Here is a 17,865-nt window from a genome sequence, read left to right as displayed (position 1 = left end):
CATCTTTGTCACGCGGCCAGAACAGGCTCTGGCGTCCGCACCACGAGAGCGTCTCCTTCCACGTCCAGCCGCACCTCGTGTACAGCTTCGTCGATCAGGCGATCTGCAATCGGATCTTCGACGTAGGTCTGTACCGTGCGCCGAAGCGGCCGCGCCCCGAATGAAGGGTGATAACCGCGCTCCGCCAACCAGTGCACGGCCTCTTCACTCCAGGAAAGCGTCACCCCGCGCTCCGAGAGAAGCTCGCGAACCTCGGCGAGCATCAACTCGACAATGCGCCGCACCTCGGCCTGCCCCAACGGACGGAACCGGACAATGGCGTCAAACCGGTTGAGAAACTCCGGCTTGAAGTAGGCCGACAAATCGCCGAGATCGACGTCGGCGCGCGCTTCCTCATCGCGTTTCGTCGTAAAGCCGACGTGGCTTTTCCGTTCCACCTCGCCCGCATTCGACGTCATGATGATGAGCGTGTCCTTGAAGCTCACCGTACGACCTTGGCTGTCGGTCAGGCGCCCGTCCTCCATGATCTGGAGGAAGATATGCTGCACGTCCGGGTGCGCCTTTTCGATCTCGTCCACCAAAATGAGGCTGTACGGGTGGCGACGAACCTGCTCCGTCAACTGGCCCGCCTGCTCGTAGCCGACATACCCAGGCGGCGCGCCGATGAGCTTCGACACCGAATGCTTCTCCATGTACTCGCTCATGTCGAGCCGGATCATCGCGTCCTTCGATCCGAAGAGAAGTTCCGCGAGTCTCCGAGCCATCTCGGTCTTCCCCACGCCCGTGGGACCCACGAACAAGAAACTCCCGATGGGCCGGTCGCCCCTCCGCAGCCCCACCCGGCTCCGGCGAATAGCGCGCGCCACTTGGCGCACCGCCTCGTCCTGGCCGATCACGACGGAGGCGAGATCGGCCTCCAGGTTCTTGAGCTTGGCCTGCTCATCGGCCTGCATCCTCGTGACCGGGATGCCCGTCTTCGCCTCGACAATCGCCGCAATCTGCTCCTCGTCGACGACGGGCACGTCAGGCCCGCCCGCCGCATGAGCCAGTTCCGCTCGAAGCTTCTCCTCTTCGGCCTTCAACGCGGCCGCTCGCTCGTAGGCCTCCTGGCGAATGGCCAACTCCTTTTCTCTCGCGATGGCGGCGAGGCGCTCCTCGATGCTCGCGCGATCCCCGCCGTACTGCAAGTTAGCCTTCGATCCGGCCTCGTCCATGAGGTCGATGGCCTTGTCTGGCAGAAACCGATCGCCGATATACCGGTGAGACAGCGTCACGCAGGCGCGCACCGCCTCGTCTGTGTAACGCACCCCGTGATATGCCTCATACCGCGGCCGCAATCCTTCGAGAATGCGCACGGCCTCCTCGACGGACGGCTCGTCCACCATGACGGGCTGAAACCTGCGCTCGAGCGCCGGATCCTTCTCGATTTGACGGTATTCGTCGAGCGTCGTGGCCCCAATGACCTGGATATCTCCGCGCGCCAACGCAGGCTTGAGGATGTTCCCCGCGTCGAGCCCGCCCTGCGAAGCGCCGGCCCCGACCAAGAGATGGATCTCGTCGATGAACGCAATAACGTCCTGGCGAGACTCGAGTTCGGCAATGAGTTGCTTCATGCGGCTCTCGAATTGGCCCCGGATCCCGGTGTCTGCCACCAGGGAAGCCACGTCGAGCGCATAGATGGTCTTGCCCAACAGCTTCTTCGGCACCCGCCCTTCGGCCATGCGCAGGGCGATGCCTTCGACAATGGCCGTCTTCCCGACGCCAGGTTCACCGATGAGCACGGGATTGTTCTTGTTGCGCCGGTTCAGGATTTCCAGCGTGCGCTCGATCTCGTCCTCGCGGCCAATGAGGGGATCGATCTTCCCCGCTTTCGCCAGCTCGGTGAGATTGCGGCCAAACTGTTCGAGCACCCCGCCGTTCTTGCCACCCCCGGACAGCGTCTGCACGGGCTGCCCGACAGGTTGGCCGCTCATTTGACGAAACCAATCATCAAGCGGGAACCCCCCGCCCAGGATAAACTCCGGATTGATGAATGGCATGATGGCCACCTCCAGCCTTACGGACACCTCTGCACGGACGTAAGCGGGCTGAGACACAAAACCTTGCGAATCTCAAGCGCCCGCCCACGTCTCGATCGTTGATTGATGTTGACTAACTTTGACCTTTAGTCGATAGTTGACCTTGCCTTTCCTTGACCAATTATAGCACGCTCGACACCGATTGCAACACTTTTTTCGCAAGCGCGGTGGTTTGAAGACCAGAAATCGCGCTATGATAAGGATACCACTCAGGCGAGGTGAGCCCTTTGTTGGTCATCCTTCTGCTCGTCGTGATCGTCATTCTGCTGGTGCTTCTGTTCGCGCGCCGCACGCAAGGCGGCCCTGTGTACCGCCGCGGACCATTCCAGTCGTATCAGAGCGGTCCGTACCAGCAGGGACCGTTTCAGTCCAATTACGGACCGAACTATGGCCCGACGTACGACGTGACACCGCCGTACGGCGGCTATCGGCCTGGGTTTGGCGGCGCCGGTTCATTCCTCGGCGGCATGGCGGCCGGTGCACTGTTGTCGTGGCTCTTCGAGCAAGGCCGGATCGACGCCATGCAGTACGAGATGTTCCGCCAAATGGAAGATCAGCAGATGATTGACGCGCTTCTGCAGCAGAACATCATTCAGCAGGACGAGATCGAACAGTTGCAGCAGCAAATGATGATGGATCACAGCGGCATCTATGATCCGAATGGTAACCCGGTGGATCCGGGACAAGTTCAGGACTGGGGATCGGGTGAGCCCTGGGACAACCAGGTGGATTTTCGCGATGACGGTTTTCAGAATGGGCCGTTTGACGACCCAAACAATAACGGCGGGGGCTGGGTCTAAACCCGGCCCTCTTTCGATGCCTACCGAGCGTTTTGCGCTCGCTCACTAAATCACGGAGAACGCCGACGTCCATGGCGAGATCGGGAAATGCCGGCGGCGAACGTCGCCTTTGCGCTCCGGCTTGGACACCCCGCCACCTCCCTCGTTCGACCTCATCACACGGTAAGAAGGAGGCACCAGATCCTATCGAGCAGCGAGGGGCCGCGCGCATCGCGGCCAACGGGTCCGGCCTCGCCGGCCATCAATCGCGGATGACCGGCTCGTACCCCGCCTGGCGCAGCGTGTCGCAGATCAGGCGAATGTGGGCGTGATCGCGCGTCTCAAGGTCGATCTCGACCTCCGTCTGCCCGAGGTGGATGTGCGATCCCACCCGCTGATGGTGCACCGTGAGTACGTTCGCGCGGAGCCGGGCGACAATGTCGAGCAGATCGCGGAGCGCGCCCACGCGGTCCTGAATCGTCACGGCGAGGCGCAGGTAACGCCCCGATTCCACAAGCCCGTGTTCGATGATCCGCGACAGCACCACCACGTCGACGTTGCCACCGGACAGCACAGCCACCACCTTGCCGAGCCCCGCCGGCACCTTTTTCCCCAGCACCGCCGCGATGGTGGTGGCCGCCGCACCCTCCACCACGAGCTTCGAGCGCTCCATGAGCAAAATCATCGCGCGGGCGATCTCGTCCTCCTCCACGACCATCACGTCGTCGATGTACCGCTTCGCAGCCTCGAACGTCAGCGCACCGGGCCGCCTCACCGCGATGCCGTCCGCGATGGTCGGCTCGCCCGGAACGGTCTCGATGGCGCCGAGATCGAGCGCGTGGCGAAATGCCGGCACGGCCTTTGCCTGAACGCCGTAGATTTTCACGTCAGGGCGCAGCGATTTGAGCGCGATGGCGATCCCCGCCGCGAGACCGCCGCCCCCCATCGGCACGATGACCGCGCTCACGTCCGGCAATTGCTCCGCAATTTCGAGCCCGATCGTGCCTTGGCCAGCGATAATGTCGGGATCGTCAAACGCATGAATGTAGGTGAGGCCCTCGCGCATGGCGATCTCGCTCGCGTGACCGTATGCGGCGTCGTAGTCGTCGCCGTGGAGCACCACGCGCGCCCCGTACCGCTGCGTGGCCATAATTTTGGCGAGGCTCGCCCCTTCCGGCATCACGATGGTGCATGGAACGCCGCGCCCTCGCGCCGCATAGGCGACGCCCTGAGCGTGATTGCCCGCGGACGCAGCGACGACGCCAGCGAGGGTGCCCATCTCCGCCAGCGCCGTGATCTTGTTCAGCGCGCCGCGCAGCTTGAACGATCCCGTCTTTTGCAAGTTCTCCAGTTTGAGATAAACCTCGTTGTCGGACAGGCGCGAAAACGTCTCGGAGTAGTCGAGCGGCGTATACAGCGCGCTCCCTCGAATCCGCTCTCTCGCCCGTTCGATATCCTCCAAGGTGGGTAGCGACCGATCCTGCAACCGCCTCTTCCTCCCTAAAGAAGGCGGGCCCGAAAGGCCCGCCCCATGCTCATCGGTCCGCGCGCTTCATCGAATCCTCGAGCACCGTCTTGGCGATGTGCTCGTCGAGCGCCTCGTAATCGAAGTAGCGGATGGTTTGGTACAGCTCCTCGCGCGACTGCATCTCCGACAGGAACGACTTCTGCGTCCCCTCTCGCTGAATCGCTTCGAAAACGCGCTCAATGGCTTTGGCGGCCACGCGGACGCTCGTCACGGGGTAAATGACCATGCGATAGCCCCACGACTCAAACTGGTCCGCGGTGTAGTAAGGCGTCTTCCCGAATTCCGTCATGTTCGCGAGCAGCGGAACACGAACCCGCTCCGCAACATAGCGGAACTCCTCTTCCGTCGTCAAGGCCTCCGGGAACACGGCGTCCGCGCCTGCCGCCACATACCGATTCGCGCGCTCCACGAGCGCTTCGAGTCCTTCCACGCTTTTGGCGTCGGATCGCGCCACCACCACAAGCGTCGGCGCCACGGTCTTCAGCATGCGGATCTTCTCCACCATCTCGGACGGTTCGACGAGCTTCTTGCCGTTCAAGTGCCCGCACTTCTTGGGCATGACCTGATCCTCAATCTGAACCGCCGCCACGCGCGCCTCGACCATCTCCTTCGCGGTGCGCGCCACGTTCAGCACGCCGCCGTACCCGGTGTCGATATCGACGAGCACCGGCAGGCCGGAGGCTCGGACGAGATCGGCCGCGCGCTCGGCCACTTCGTTCGAGTAGACGATGCCGAGATCCGGCAGCCCACGGCTCGCGGTGTACGCCGCGCCGGACAGGTAGATGGCTTCAAACCCCGCCTGCTTGGCGATCCGCGCCGTCAGCCCGTCGTGCGCGCCGGGAATTTTGAGGATCCGCGGTTCCTGAATGCGCCCCAGGAACCGCTTGGCCAATTCCTCCTGGCTAGGTTGCTCTTCCACCAGCCACGCCAACGTTCACGCCTCCCCTCAGATGACAAACAGATCCATGAACTCGTCGACCGGCGTCTCGTGCAGCCGGTTTGCGTCCAGGCACAGGTCGAGGATTCGCTCGGCGCGCTTCTCCGGAAAGCGCGTCAGCAGGTTCGCGCGGAACTTTTCAATGACCTTCGGCAGCCCTTCCGCGCGGCGGCGGCGATGGCCGATGGGATACTCCACTTCCACCTTGTCGGTGTGTGATCCGTCGCGGAAAAAGATTTGAACCGCGTTTGCGATGGAGCGCTTGTCCGGATCCAGGTAATCCTTGCTGTAGCGCGGATCCTCGACGACCTCCATCTTCTCGCGCAGCGCATCGATCCGCGGATCACTCGCCGTCTCGTCCTCGTAGTGCTCGGCCCGCAGGTCGCCGTAGATGAGCCCCACCGCGACCATGTATTGAATGCAATGATCTCGATCCGCCGGATTGTGGAGCGGCCCCTTCTTGTCGATGATGCGAATCGCGGACTCGTGCGTCGTGATGACGATGCGCTCGATCTCGTCGAGGCGGTCTTTCACGAGCGGATGCAACTGGAACGCGCACTCCACCGCCGTCTGCGCATGGAACTCGGCGGGGAACGAGATCTTCAAAAGCACGTTCTCCATCACGTACGAGCCGAGCGGCCGCGCCAGCACAATGGGCTTTCCGCCCATGACCACGTCGTTGAATCCCCACTGGGGCGCCGTGAGCGCGCTCGGGTAGCCCATCTCGTCGCGCAGCGCCATAAACGCGAGCCACACGGCGCGGCTCGTCGCGTCGCCCGCCGCCCACGACTTGCGGGAGCCCGTGTTTGGCGCGTGGCGATACGTGCGAAGCGGCGCGTTGTCGATCCACGCGTTCGAGATGGCGTTCTGAATCTGCTCCCTTGAACCGCCGAGCATCGCCGTGGTGACGGCGGTCGAAGCCACTTTCACGAACAGGACGTGATCGAGCCCTCGGCGGTTCAGGCTGTTCTCGAGCGCGAGCACACCCTGAATCTCGTGCGCCTGCACCATGCGTTCGAGCAACTGACGCACCGTCAAGGGTTTTTGCCCCCTTTTGCGCGCCTCCCGGCTCACATAATCGGCTACGGCCAGGATACCGCCTAGGTTGTCCGAAGGGTGGCCCCACTCCATGGCGAGCCACGTGTCGTTATAGTCGAGCCAGCGGATCATCGCGCCGATGTTGAACGCGGCCTGGACCGGATCGAGCTCGTACTTCGTGCCCGGCACCCGCACGCCCCCCGGCATGGCGGCCCCAGGCACGTACGGCCCGATGTGCTTCGCGCATTCCGGGAAGGAGAGCGCGAGCAGCCCCACACCGATGGTATCCATGAGCACGTGGCGCGCGATGTGAAGCGCCTCGTCGCTCGCGACCTCCGGCTTCATCACGTAGTCCGTCATTTGTACAATCACGTCGTCAAACGGGCGACCGCCCTGGCGATCCACGGTTGCACTCATCGTCAATCCCCCTGCGCACAGCAAAGTGCCGGGCGGCAGCGCCGCCCGCTCATACGGTCGAATATGAAAGAGCCGGCTCCTCCGCCGATTTACGCCTTCAGGCCGCGCGGCCCTTTGTACAGCACGCGCGGGCGGAAAATGCGGTTGTTCGCCAACTGCTCCATGACGTGCGCCGAAAGCCCCACGACGCGCGCCGCGAAGAACACCGGTGTGAAGAGCGGAACCGGGATACCAAGCATATACATGACCGGCGCCGCGTAGTAGTCGAGGTTCGGATACAGCCCCTTCTCGTCCCGCATGATGGTCTCGCCGGCCACGCACATGTCAAGCCACTTCTTGGCCTCGGGATTCGATCCGGCCATCTCTTGCAGCGCTTCCTTCATCATTTGGGCGCGGGGATCCATCTTGCGCATGTACACGCGATGGCCGAACCCCATGATCTTCTCCTTGTTTGCGAGCTTTTCCCGGATCATCCGTTCGAAGCCTTCCACGGTCTCGGCTTCGAGCAACATCTCCATGACCGCCTCGTTCGCGCCGCCGTGCAGTGGTCCCTTGAGCGAAGCTACCGCGCCCGTCAGCGCCCCGTACATGTCGGACAGCGTGGACGTGATGACGCGCGCCGCGAAAGTGGAGTTCGGCAGCTCGTGCTCACAGTACACCATGAGCACCTGATCAAAGTACTTGACCTCATCCGCGCTCGGCTCGCGCCCCGTGATCATATACAAGCCATTTGCCACAAACGACAAGTCGTCCTTGGGCGGAATCGGATCTCGCCCGTGCGCGATGTGATGGCTTGCCGCGACAATCTGTGGCACCTGGGCTAGGAGCCGCATCGCGCGCTGCCGATTCGCCGCGGGCGACTGATCCTCGAGATTCGGATCAAACCCCGAGAGCGCCGAGACCCCGGTGCGCAACATGTCCATGGGGTGCGTGGTCGGCGGAAGCTGCTTGAGGATGGCCCAAATGTTCAATGGGACCTGGCGATGCGACTTCAGCGCGCGCTCAATGTCTCGCCGTTCTTCGTCGTTAGGCAAGCGCTTGTCAATCAGCAGGCCAACGATATCAATATACGACACTTTCTTGGCGAGATCGATCAGGTCGTACCCGCGCAGGACAATCTCTTCGTGATCGACATCCAGGAACGAGATCTCCGTCTCACACGCGATCACATTCTCCAAACCGGGTCTGTACGCTTCAGACATGTACGAGCCTCCTCGTCGGGCGCCCACGGGCCGTGACAGCAGACAGGCGCCTCGTTTCGATAGCGGTTACATAGCCTCATTATACAGGAACTAGGCCGAGAAGGCGGTTTGGCAGTGTGTTCAGAGAAATTTGACGGTTGTATAATGAAACCGTGTACACAATATCACGACCTGCCCATGGAGGTGGTGAAAGCGGGCGGGCAATCGTCAGAAAGCGAGGGATGACCTTGTCTACACCTATGGTCGCTGCGCGCCTCAATCAGATGCCCCTCACGCGGTGGCACAAGCGCATCGCCGTGATCGTCGGCATCAGCTTGTTCTTCGACCTGTTCGACATTTACCTCTCCGGCGTGCTCGGAACTGTGCTGACGGGCGCATTCCACATCCCCAAGTCGGAGCAGGCGCTCCTGCTCTCATCCGCATTTCTCGGCATGTTCATCGGCAGCATTGGATTCAATGCGCTCGCCGATCGCGTCGGGCGAAAAGCCGCGTTTCTCGGGATCTTGTCGACGTACTCCGTCTTCACTTTCATCGCGGCCTTCAGCCCCAATGCGGCCTTCTTGATTGTTTTCCGATTCCTCGCCGGACTTGGCATCGGTGCGCTGTTGCCACTCTGCGACGTGTACTTGAGCGAGATCTTCCCTGCGCATAACCGCGGGCGGATCATGGCGTGGACGTACACACTGGAATTCTGTGCGACGCCAGTGGAAGGATTTTTGGCACGTGCCCTCGTGACCACGCACTTCCTGATGGCGGGCTGGCGCTGGTTGTTTGTCATCGGTTCCCTCGGGGCCATCATTGTCTGGTCGTTGCAGCGCATCCTGCCCGAATCGCCTCGCTGGCTAGAATCGGTGGGCAGGCATCAGGAAGCGGAGCAAATTCTGGCGCGCTTCTTGGAAGAAGCTCCGGGTGAACCCGGAAAGGGGACACCTGCCACCGATGCTGTAGAGCCGAAGCGCGTGCCGCTCAGGACGTTGTTCACGCCGACGTACGCCAAGCGAACCATCATGCTTTGGATCTTTCAAATCCTCCAGACCTTCGGCTACTACGGCTTTGGCACGCTTGTGCCTCTGGTCTTGGCGAGCAAGGGCCTGACCATCACCACGTCACTCACCTATGCGGCGGTGAGTTTCATAGGCTATCCCATCGGCTCCCTTTTGTCGGTGCCCATCGTGGAGCGCATCGAGCGCAAGTGGATCGTCGTGGGGGCCGCATTCTGCATGGCCGTATTCGGCATTCTCTTCGGGATGACCACGCGGCCGACACTCATCATGCTGTTTGGATTCTTGTATACGTTATCGAGCAACATTTTCTCCAATGGCTATCACATCTTTCAGGCCGAAATTTACCCCACCTCCGTGCGCGCCACGGCTGTCGGCACGGCGTACAGCCTGAGCCGCCTGATGAGCGGCCTGATGCCGTTCATCCTCTTGCCCGTGCTGCACGCGCATGGGGCCACGGCGATGTTCTCCGTCGTGGCCGGCGCCATGGTGCTCTTGATGATTGACGTGGGAGCACTTGGACCGAAGACGACGGGGCGCGCGCTGGAGGACGTCAACGAACGCGTCATTGTGCAGGAGCAAGGGCCAAACGTGGGCGTTTGATCCCGTGAATGCTAGGGGCGCGAATGTTCCGCCATTCGCGCCGCCCTACCAAGTCGACCGCGCTTTTACACGCCATGCTCGCGGGGAACGCGGGCGCCGCTCGACATGCGGTGTCGCCGAGCTCCCTCGCGCGGCAGGGCAGTCACTGTCTGAAGGTTGTTTGACACCACGGCGCCTGAGTCCGCGAGCCACACAACCACGTCGTGCTCCCCACCATCGTCCACGAGCTGGATCTCGGCCGCAGCCACGCCATCCACCGTGAGCATTCGCTCGCGCGCCTGCGCGCCTTGTGTCGCTCGCTCGACGCGAATCCGGTAGAGCGTTGAACCGTGGCGATACCTCACCTCAAAGCCAGGCCAGTGCATGGGGATGCACGGTTCTACGATGAGCTTGGTCCCGCGCCGCTGAACGCCTAGGATGGCCGCGAGCCCCGCCTGGTACATCCACGAAGCGGCGCCTGTATACCAGGACCATCCGCCCTGCCCCACGTTCGGCTGCTCCGTGTAAATGTCCGCCGACATGACATAGGGCTCGTTTCCGTACCGCTCCACTTCTCGCGACGTGTCGGCGTGGTGAATCGGATTCAGCATGGAGAAGAGTTCATAAGCCTCCTCTCCCCGCCCGAGATGGGTCCACGCGATGATGCTCCAGATGACCCCGTGGGTGTATTGCCCGCCGTTCTCGCGAATTCCTGGCGGATAGCCCTGGATGTACCCAGGGCTCGGGCGCAAATCTCGAAACGGCGGCTGCAGCAAATGCGCCACACCCAGGCGCCGGTCCACGAGTTCCCGGTCGAACGATTCCATGGCGCGCACGGCCCGATCCGGCGGAGCACCGCCCGAGAGGACGGCCCACGATTGAGCAATGGCGTCGATCCGACACGCGGGCGACGCGGCCGACCCTAGCCACAGCCCGTCGTCCGTCACAGCGCGCCGGTACCACTGTCCATCCCACGCCGACTCGTTCGCCGCTTTGAGAAGCTTCTTGCGCATCGCAAGCCAGCGCCCACGGTGGGAAGCGAATGCGGGATGGTCGATCTCGGCCACCCGCCGCAACACATCCGCCAAGAACCACGCCAGCCACACGCTCTCGCCCCGGCCCTTCGCGCCGACTCGACTCAGACCGTCGTTCCAGTCGCCGATGCCCATGAGTGGCAGGCCGTGATGGCCGAAGTGCAGCGCGCGCTCCACGGCCCGTGCCACGTGCTCCGCGAGGCTGCCTTCCTCCTGGCTCCATACGCTGTCCTCGTATCGTTCCAGTTCCCCGTCGCCAAGCGGGGCGCTCACGAGATACGGAACGCGTTCGTCGAGGATGGCGGTATCGCCCGTCGCCTCGAGGTAGCGCGAGACCGCGTACGGCAGCCAGAGCAGGTCGTCCGAGAAACGGGTGCGAATACCCTTGCCGAGCTCCTCGTGCCACCAGTGCTGTACGTCGCCCTCGACGTACTGATGGCGCGCAGCCCGAAGAATTTGATGGCGCAGCACGTCGGGACGGGCGTGAAGCAGCGCCAGGGCGTCCTGCAGCTGATCCCGAAAGCCGAACGCGCCACCGGCCTGATAAAACGCTGTGCGGGCCCAGATGCGGCAGGCGAGGGCCTGGTACACGAGCCAGCCGTTCATCAGGATGTCGAAGCTGCGGTCCGGCGTGCGGACTTGGACGCGTCCGAGCAGATCGGCCCAGAATTCGCTGACCTCGCGGAGCGCGCGGTCCGCCGCGTCAGGGCGCGCGAGCCGGGCGAGCCTCGCGGCCTCGTGTTCGTCAGGCGCCGCGCCGAGGAGCACGACCACCTCGGCCTCCTCGTCAGGCCCCAGGTCGAAATCGCGCGCGAGGGCGGCGCAGGGCGTCGGCGTGGGGCCTTCGTCCCCGTGCCACGCGTCCTCGAGCAGCGCGTCGGGCCGCGTATACGATCCGTCGCCGAGGAAGCGAATCTTGTCGCCCAGCCACCCCGATGTCCGCCCAGCGCCGCCTACGGCGAGAAACCCCATGGCGCCGCGAAACGCCTCCTGATACCGGTTTTCCGCGGCGATGGCGTCCGCCTCGGTCAGCTTGCGCACCACAACGAGGGGCGTGTTCGAGAACGGATCCACGCCGAGCACCCATTCGACGTACGGCGCCACGCGGATTCTGCGCCGCGAACCGGTTTGGTTGCGAAGCCGCACCCGCATCCACTTGATGGGCTCTGCGCGATCCACGAACACCTCGAGCGCCACGCGGACGCCCTCCACGTCGCTTTCAAACGTGGTGACGCCCGGACGATGCGTCACGTCGTACGTCCATGCATCCCCGGCTGGCGAAGGGGTGGCGCTCGCGACGATTCCGCGGTCGAGATCGGCGAGGTACACGGCTTCACCGGGCGGGTCGAACGCGGCATCGTTGTGCCAGGGCGTGAGCTTGAACTCGCGGCTGTTGCGCCACCAGGTGTAGCCGGTGCCGAGCTCGGTCACGAGCGCGCCGAAGTTGGGATTGGCAAGCACGTTCGACCAGGGCCGCGGCGGCCGCTTGGCGCGCGTGACACGCATGCGGTACGCGCGACCGTCGTCGACGAACGCGCCGTAGCCGTTCGCAAACTCCCCCTCCACCTGCCCGGCATCGTGCGCCGCGCGCTTCGGTTCCGGCTCCAGGCGGTCCGACGCGAATCTCGCCGGCTCCTCGCGCCGCGCTCGACCGCCCGCGAGCTGCGCGCCGACGCTTGGGCCACCGGCCCGCAACGTTGCGACCGCGACGGCCTCGATGAGCGTTTGTTCGGCGCTCGAAAGCTGATCCGCCTTCACCACGGCGAGCCCCGAGGTGTCGTGCACGCCGCGGCGCGCCATCTCCGCCCGGATGCGATCCCGCGTCTCGTCCCGATAGCTCGACATCGTCTCGTCGATCACGACGAGATCGCTCGCGAAGCCCATGTGCGCCAGGTACTGCGTCAACCGCGCGAGCTTCGCGACAAATGGGATTTCCGCCGCGGAGGCGAGCCGGACGGCGACGATGGGCCTGTCACCCGAGATCCCGTGCGCCCAGAGTCCGGATTGGCCGAGCTCGTTCTGCAGGATGGCCGCCCGCCGCTCGGGCGAAAACGCGCGCCGGGACAAGAACCGCGACAGCAATTCCATGGCGTCCTCGACGTCTTCCGGCGAAAGGTGCAGTTGGCGGAGATCGATCTGCGCGCGCATCCATGCGAGTTGCGCCGCGCGCGATAAGGCCGAAGGCTTGCGCATTTCAAACGCCCTCTCCACGACCTCTTCCCGCGCCTCGCCGAGCGCGGTGATGACATAGAGCGCGCGCTTTTCCCCGGGCGCGAGTGCCACGGTTGTGCGGAGAATCGCGGCCGGATCGGCGACCGATCCAGCTTCGCCGCGCAGGCGTTGCCAGAGCCCCTTCGGCGCCGCGAGACGGCCGCCGCGCCCGACGAACCGCGCCCGGTGGGAGTCCCACTCGACCGGTGCCGGCGCTTCTTCGTCCGCCACAAGGTGAAACGCCGCGTACACGTCCAGCTCATCGTCCGATTCGGGCCTGCGCCGCGCCCACAGCACGTGGCGCGCCTCGTCCCAGCCCGTCTCGACAAATAAGCGCTGAAACGACGGATGCGCGATGTCCGCCGCTGGCTTCGCGAGTGCGAGTTCGGCGAAATAGGTCACCTCGAGCCGGCGAATGTCCTCGCCGAGGTTCTGAAGGACCAACTTCCGAATCTCCACATCTCGGTCCGGCGCCACGAGCACAGACCACTCGCTCTCGATCCCGTCCACCACGCGCTTCAAGCTCGACTTGTCCGGGCGGAACTCCGCCTCCACGTGTCCTGCGCCCCCGTGCAACGTGGTGCGAAAGACGCCGCCGCGATCCACATCTCGCACGTACATCACGGGTCCGCGATACGGCAGGTGCCGATCCGGCCGGAAGCGCGTGACTGCGATGCCGCGCCAGATTATCCCACCCTCGCCCCGCGCGTCGACGAAGCTCGTCAGATTGCCGTTGGAGACCGCGTTCCACGCGTCGTCGTTTCCGCTCCGCCGGCGCGCATAGACCGGGCGGTCGAAGTTCGGCGCGTGCGCGGCGTGAACTGGCTTGAGGAGCAGCGCCGGGCGCTTGGGCATGCGTTCATACAGCATGTACTCGCCCGCGCGCACGAGCGGCAAGCGGTGAAACCGCTCGATCCAAAGATTGTGCTGCAGGTAGTTCGCGATGGCAATGAACGCCATCCCCTGGTGGTGGGCCATGAAGCTCTGCACCACCTTGTACCGTTCTCCCGACGGAAGGCGGCTTGCCGTGAAGTCGACGGCCTCGTAGTAGCCGTACGGCCCGAGCGCGCCCAACTCGCGCAATTGCCTAAGGGCGTCAGCCACCTGTTCAGGGGCAAAAGAAAGCGCCAGCATGGTCGCATAGGGCGCCACGACGAGGTTGCGTTCCAGGCCGCGGTCCAGCCCGAGCCCCGGCACACCGAACGCCCGGTATTGGTAGTTGAGGTCGCGATCGAACGCGTAGAAACCGCTCTCCGAGATGCCGAACGGGACGCCGCGCTCCCGCGCGTAGGCGATCTGTCTCGACACCACGCCGCGATACGTCTCCTCCCAGAGGGTGCCGGGCAGGTGGCGCATCAAAAGCGCGGGCATGAGATATTCGAACATCGTGCCGGACCAGGACAAGAGCGGATAGTGTCGGCCCACGCGCGTCATGGTGCGGGACAGCGCGAACCAGTGGGACGCAGGCACCTGGCCATTCGCGATGGCGATGAAACTCGCCTGGCGCGCCTCGGAAGCGAGGAGATCGTAGACAATTGTCTCGAGCTCGTTTCGATCTGCGTGAAAGCCCAAGGAAAACAGCCTGAGATCCGGGCGATACAGCGGGCGAAAATCTACTTCCTGCGCAAAGCCCTCCACGGCGTCCGCAAGGCGGCGCGCGCGAGGGGCGACATCCGCGTCGGATGCCGCCCATTCGCGAAGCGCCTGGCCCAAGGCCAACATCGCGCAGACCAGGTTGCCGGAGTCCACGGTCGAGACGTACCTCGGCGGAAGGGGCCTGAGCGTCCGCGTATCATACCAGTTGAACAGGTGGCCGTGCCACCGATCCAGGGACATGAGCGTCGCCATGGTTTGCTCCAGGCGATGCACGGCGTGTTCCTTCGAGATGATTTCCAGATCTGCCGCTGCGGCGACGCACAAGAGGTAGAGCCCAATGTTGGTGGGGGAGGTGCGGTGCGCGACTCGCTCCACCGGCTCAAGCTGCACATTGTCCGGCGGCAGGTGGTGATCCTCCTCGCCGACGTACCGCTCGTAAAACCGCCACATTGCCACGGCCACTTCGCGCAGATGCGCGGAAAGGTCCGGGTGAGGATCCACGCGCGGTGGACCGGCGGGTTGGGCGAGCAATCGCGCCACACCGTGCGCGGGCAACCACACCGCGAGCGCGAGAGCGCCCAAGAACACCTGTTCCCAGGTACCGAAGAGCCCAGGCACTGAGCAGGCCAGCGCGACCGCGTAACCCGCGGGCTCGTAGAGAAGGGGCGCGGACGATCCGTCTGCACGGTCCGCGTGGGAGGACGGGATCCACTCGAGCAGCCGCCTCCGGCTGATGAGCATCCGATACAGCGCGCGCAGACTGGCATCCGCCTCGACCACCGCCATGAACGGCAGCGTCACGAGCATGACCAGGCTCTGGCCCAGCGCCGTCGCGGCGCCCCGCCAGGACCATTCGCTAGGCCGGACGGCGTCAAGCTGGCGCAGAACGGGCAAAAACACGGTGATCAGGAGCACGGCGCCGTACGCGTACGCCGGCCCGGGCAAAAGGCCAGCGCCACCAAGGCCGATGAGCAGCACAAGCGCCGGATGGACCAGGCTGTGCCGGACGTGATCGACGATGTTCCAGCGGGTGAAGCCGCACAAGTCCACAGGCTGCGCCCGGCCGCGGCGATCTCGACACACCCGGCGCAACCAATACGTCAACTGCCAGTCTCCTCGCACCCAGCGGTGGGCGCGGCGCATGTAGGCGCGGAGCGTCGCAGGCTGGCTCTCGACTACCTCCACATCGGCGACGAGCCCCGCGCGCAAGAATCCGCCTTCGAGGATGTCGTGGCTCAGGACCCTATTGTCCGGGATGCGATCACACAGCACGGCGTGGAAGGCATCGACGTCGATGAGTCCCTTGCCGACGAACAGGCCGCGCCCGAACCAATCCTGATACGGATTGGAGATGGCGAACGCGTAGGGATCCACGCCCGTCTCGCCCGACCAGAGGCGCGCAAAGCGCGACACCTGCGTCGAGCGCGGGCTGACGGCTACGGCCGGCTGGAGCACGCCGTAGCCCTGCTCGACGCGCGTGCCGCGGGCGTTGAGCCGCGGCCGGTTGTAGCCAAGGTGCATCGTGCCGACGAGGCGCTGCACGGCGCCGATGGGAAGTTCGGTGTCGAGATCGGCGGTAAACACGTAGCGAATGGTCGGTAGGACGTCGAGATCTCCATCTTTCACGCAAAAGGTGGTGTCGCGCTTGCCGCGCATGAGCTCGATCAGCTCGACCAGCTTCCCCCGTTTTCGCTCCCAGCCCATGTATACGCCGTCTGCACGGTTCAAAACGCGGTGGCGGTGAAACCAAAAGAAGCGGGCGGCTCCGTACTTGCGGCGAAGCGCCTCAAGTCGCGCGCGCGCCCGGGCGAGCAGGATCTCGTCCTCCGGCAGATCCGGCGCACCGGCGTCGCGCAGGTCCGACAGCACCGCAAAATAGACGTTGTCTCCCCGCTGCGTCAGATGGTGAAGTTCGATTTTGTCGAACGCCTCGTCGACGTCGGCCTCGTTTGCCCATAGGACGGGGAGCACCACCATGGTGCGAGCATCCTCTGGAATCCCCTCGCTGAAGTCGAGGCGCAGGATGGGCACGGGCCGAACGGCGCGGCGGATCCCCTCGTGCACGAGGGCGAGGACCCACTCGCTCACGGGAAGCGCGAGCAGGACGGCAAGTGCAAGTGTCACGCCAACGGATGCGCGAAATCCGCCCGTGAATCCATCGAGCACCGCCCACAGGATGGCCGCGAACAAGAGCGCAACACCGAGCAGGTACGTGCGCAGCGGGTGGCGGCGCAGCGCGATTTGCGGCACCGCCCTCGGCTTCGCGCGCTCCTTGAGCGTTCGATGAAGCGCGTGCATGCCGTCGGGATCGCACAGATAATGCGCCACAAACGCCTCCCGCGGCAGGTCGCTTGCGGCGGTGGGCGATCCGGCCTTCTCCCACGCGTCCCGCGCGAGTGAGACGGCGGTCTCCGCGATCATCGCCTCGGGCAGGCGGAAGGCCTCGCTGAGCCAGCTGACCTGATGGGTGAGCACGTTCTGGCTTGTCGGATCGAGCCGCGTATAGTCGCCCGTCGGCTCCTCGCGCAGGCAGGCCTGCACCCGGGAAATGCGCGACGCCATGGGCTGCCAAGACATGCGCTCCAGCGCGTGCAGGCTCTGCACCAAGTTGCCGATGAGCACCTGAATTTCGGCGTGCCACTCGGCCTCGTACGTCGTCAGCCGCTCGATGCTCTCGGAAGAGTTGGCGACGTGCGCCGCCAGCCACTCGCGCAACTCCTGGCTATCCGGCTCCCACTCGGACAGGTGATGCACGAGGTGTACCACTTCCACGGCACCGAGCTCACGCCCTTTGGAAAAGCGGTCGATGGCGCGCCGCACGGCCGCTGGCCCGCCTCCCTGCTCGATCTCGCTGAGTAAGCGTTGGATGGCGCGGCACGCCTCGTACCGACGCTGAATTTCCTCGCTCGCTTCAGCGATCCGCGTGAGAATCGCGATGCGCAGCCCGTTGGCAAGCTGATGGCACTCGAGGGTCGTCAGCACCTGGACGTCCTGGTACGCCTCGACAAAGCGGGTGAGCGTCTCGGCCTCGATGTGTCCGCGCACCGCATCGAGGTAGGTGGTGGCGAGCGCCACCACGCGAGGCTCCCCGGTCTCGACCATCCTCGGCAGTTTCCGCACGACGGCGTTCGGCCACAGGCGCTCCGCCAGCATCGCCTGGAGTTCGAGATAGGCGGCGTGATCGATCAGCCACTCGTGCGCAGGCTCGGAACACGCCGCAGGTTCCCGCTCGAGTCTGGCGGCGAAATTCCGGACACGCGCCGTTAACCGGCGCAGGATGGGCCACAGGTCGTCTCCCCCGCCGCGCGTCGAACTGATATCTTGCGTCAGCGCCAATGCATGCGCGCGTCTCTCGAGCTCTGTGTCGAACGCCATAGGTCCTCCTTGTGCCGCCGAGAGTCTCGGATCGCCCGTCCGAACGAACAGATAAAACGGCAGCATATGTAAACATTCCCGTTTGAA

General features: G+C 64.3%; 8 protein-coding genes. 2 read left to right on the top strand and 6 right to left on the bottom strand.

The window, feature by feature from the left end; translation table 11 throughout:
* Positions 1–8: 8 nt before the first annotated feature.
* Positions 9–2,039 carry an ATP-dependent Clp protease ATP-binding subunit gene (locus TC41_RS03580; protein ID WP_041694987.1) on the bottom strand — a complete coding sequence of 677 codons (2,031 nt, stop codon included), beginning with the start codon at positions 2,037–2,039 and terminating at the stop codon, positions 9–11.
* A gap of 266 nt (positions 2,040–2,305) precedes the next feature.
* Here TC41_RS03580 and TC41_RS03575 point away from each other — a divergent pair, with 266 nt between their 5' ends.
* Complete coding sequence (locus TC41_RS03575) at positions 2,306–2,878, top strand: hypothetical protein (RefSeq protein ID WP_041694986.1); 573 nt, start codon at positions 2,306–2,308, stop codon at positions 2,876–2,878.
* 241 nt (positions 2,879–3,119) lie between these two features.
* On the opposite strand, the gene ilvA is transcribed toward TC41_RS03575, so the two are convergent.
* From ilvA to mmgD, 4 genes are all read right to left on the bottom strand, one after another.
* A complete protein-coding gene (gene ilvA / locus TC41_RS03570; protein WP_041694985.1) occupies positions 3,120–4,343 on the bottom strand; it encodes a threonine ammonia-lyase in 1,224 nt (407 codons plus the stop codon).
* A gap of 49 nt (positions 4,344–4,392) precedes the next feature.
* Entirely contained in the window at positions 4,393–5,316 is a 924-nt protein-coding gene (gene prpB, locus TC41_RS03565) for a methylisocitrate lyase (protein ID WP_014463634.1), read from the bottom strand.
* Between the two features lie 15 nt (positions 5,317–5,331).
* A complete protein-coding gene (locus TC41_RS03560) occupies positions 5,332–6,777 on the bottom strand; it encodes a bifunctional 2-methylcitrate dehydratase/aconitate hydratase (RefSeq protein ID WP_014463633.1) in 1,446 nt (481 codons plus the stop codon).
* 89 nt (positions 6,778–6,866) lie between these two features.
* A complete protein-coding gene (gene mmgD / locus TC41_RS03555) occupies positions 6,867–7,979 on the bottom strand; it encodes a citrate synthase (protein WP_041694984.1) in 1,113 nt (370 codons plus the stop codon).
* Positions 7,980–8,218: 239 nt separating this feature from the next.
* Here mmgD and TC41_RS03550 point away from each other — a divergent pair, with 239 nt between their 5' ends.
* Positions 8,219–9,583 (top strand): MFS transporter, encoded by a 1,365-nt coding sequence (locus tag TC41_RS03550; protein WP_014463631.1) that lies wholly within the window; start codon positions 8,219–8,221, stop codon positions 9,581–9,583.
* 65 nt (positions 9,584–9,648) lie between these two features.
* Here TC41_RS03550 and TC41_RS03545 read toward each other — a convergent pair whose 3' ends face one another.
* Positions 9,649–17,778, bottom strand: a complete 8,130-nt coding sequence (locus tag TC41_RS03545) for a GH36-type glycosyl hydrolase domain-containing protein (RefSeq protein ID WP_041694983.1) — start codon at positions 17,776–17,778, stop codon at positions 9,649–9,651.
* Positions 17,779–17,865 lie beyond the last annotated feature (87 nt).

Source organism: Alicyclobacillus acidocaldarius subsp. acidocaldarius Tc-4-1 (assembly GCF_000219875.1).
Lineage (GTDB): Bacteria > Bacillota > Bacilli > Alicyclobacillales > Alicyclobacillaceae > Alicyclobacillus > Alicyclobacillus acidocaldarius_A.
Note: the sequence above shows the minus strand (reverse complement) of the source record. Positions and strands in the feature narration are given on the sequence as shown.

Bases quoted from the DNA above. Each gene is read 5' to 3' on its own strand.
- TC41_RS03580 (WP_041694987.1), bottom strand. From the start codon at position 2,039: ATGCCATTCATCAATCCGGAGTTTATCCTGGGCGGGGGGTTCCCGCTT.
- TC41_RS03560 (WP_014463633.1), bottom strand. From the start codon at position 6,777: ATGAGTGCAACCGTGGATCGCCAGGGCGGTCGCCCGTTTGACGACGTG.
- mmgD (WP_041694984.1), bottom strand. From the start codon at position 7,979: ATGTCTGAAGCGTACAGACCCGGTTTGGAGAATGTGATCGCGTGTGAG.
- TC41_RS03550 (WP_014463631.1), top strand. From the start codon at position 8,219: ATGGTCGCTGCGCGCCTCAATCAGATGCCCCTCACGCGGTGGCACAAG.
- TC41_RS03545 (WP_041694983.1), bottom strand. From the start codon at position 17,778: ATGGCGTTCGACACAGAGCTCGAGAGACGCGCGCATGCATTGGCGCTG.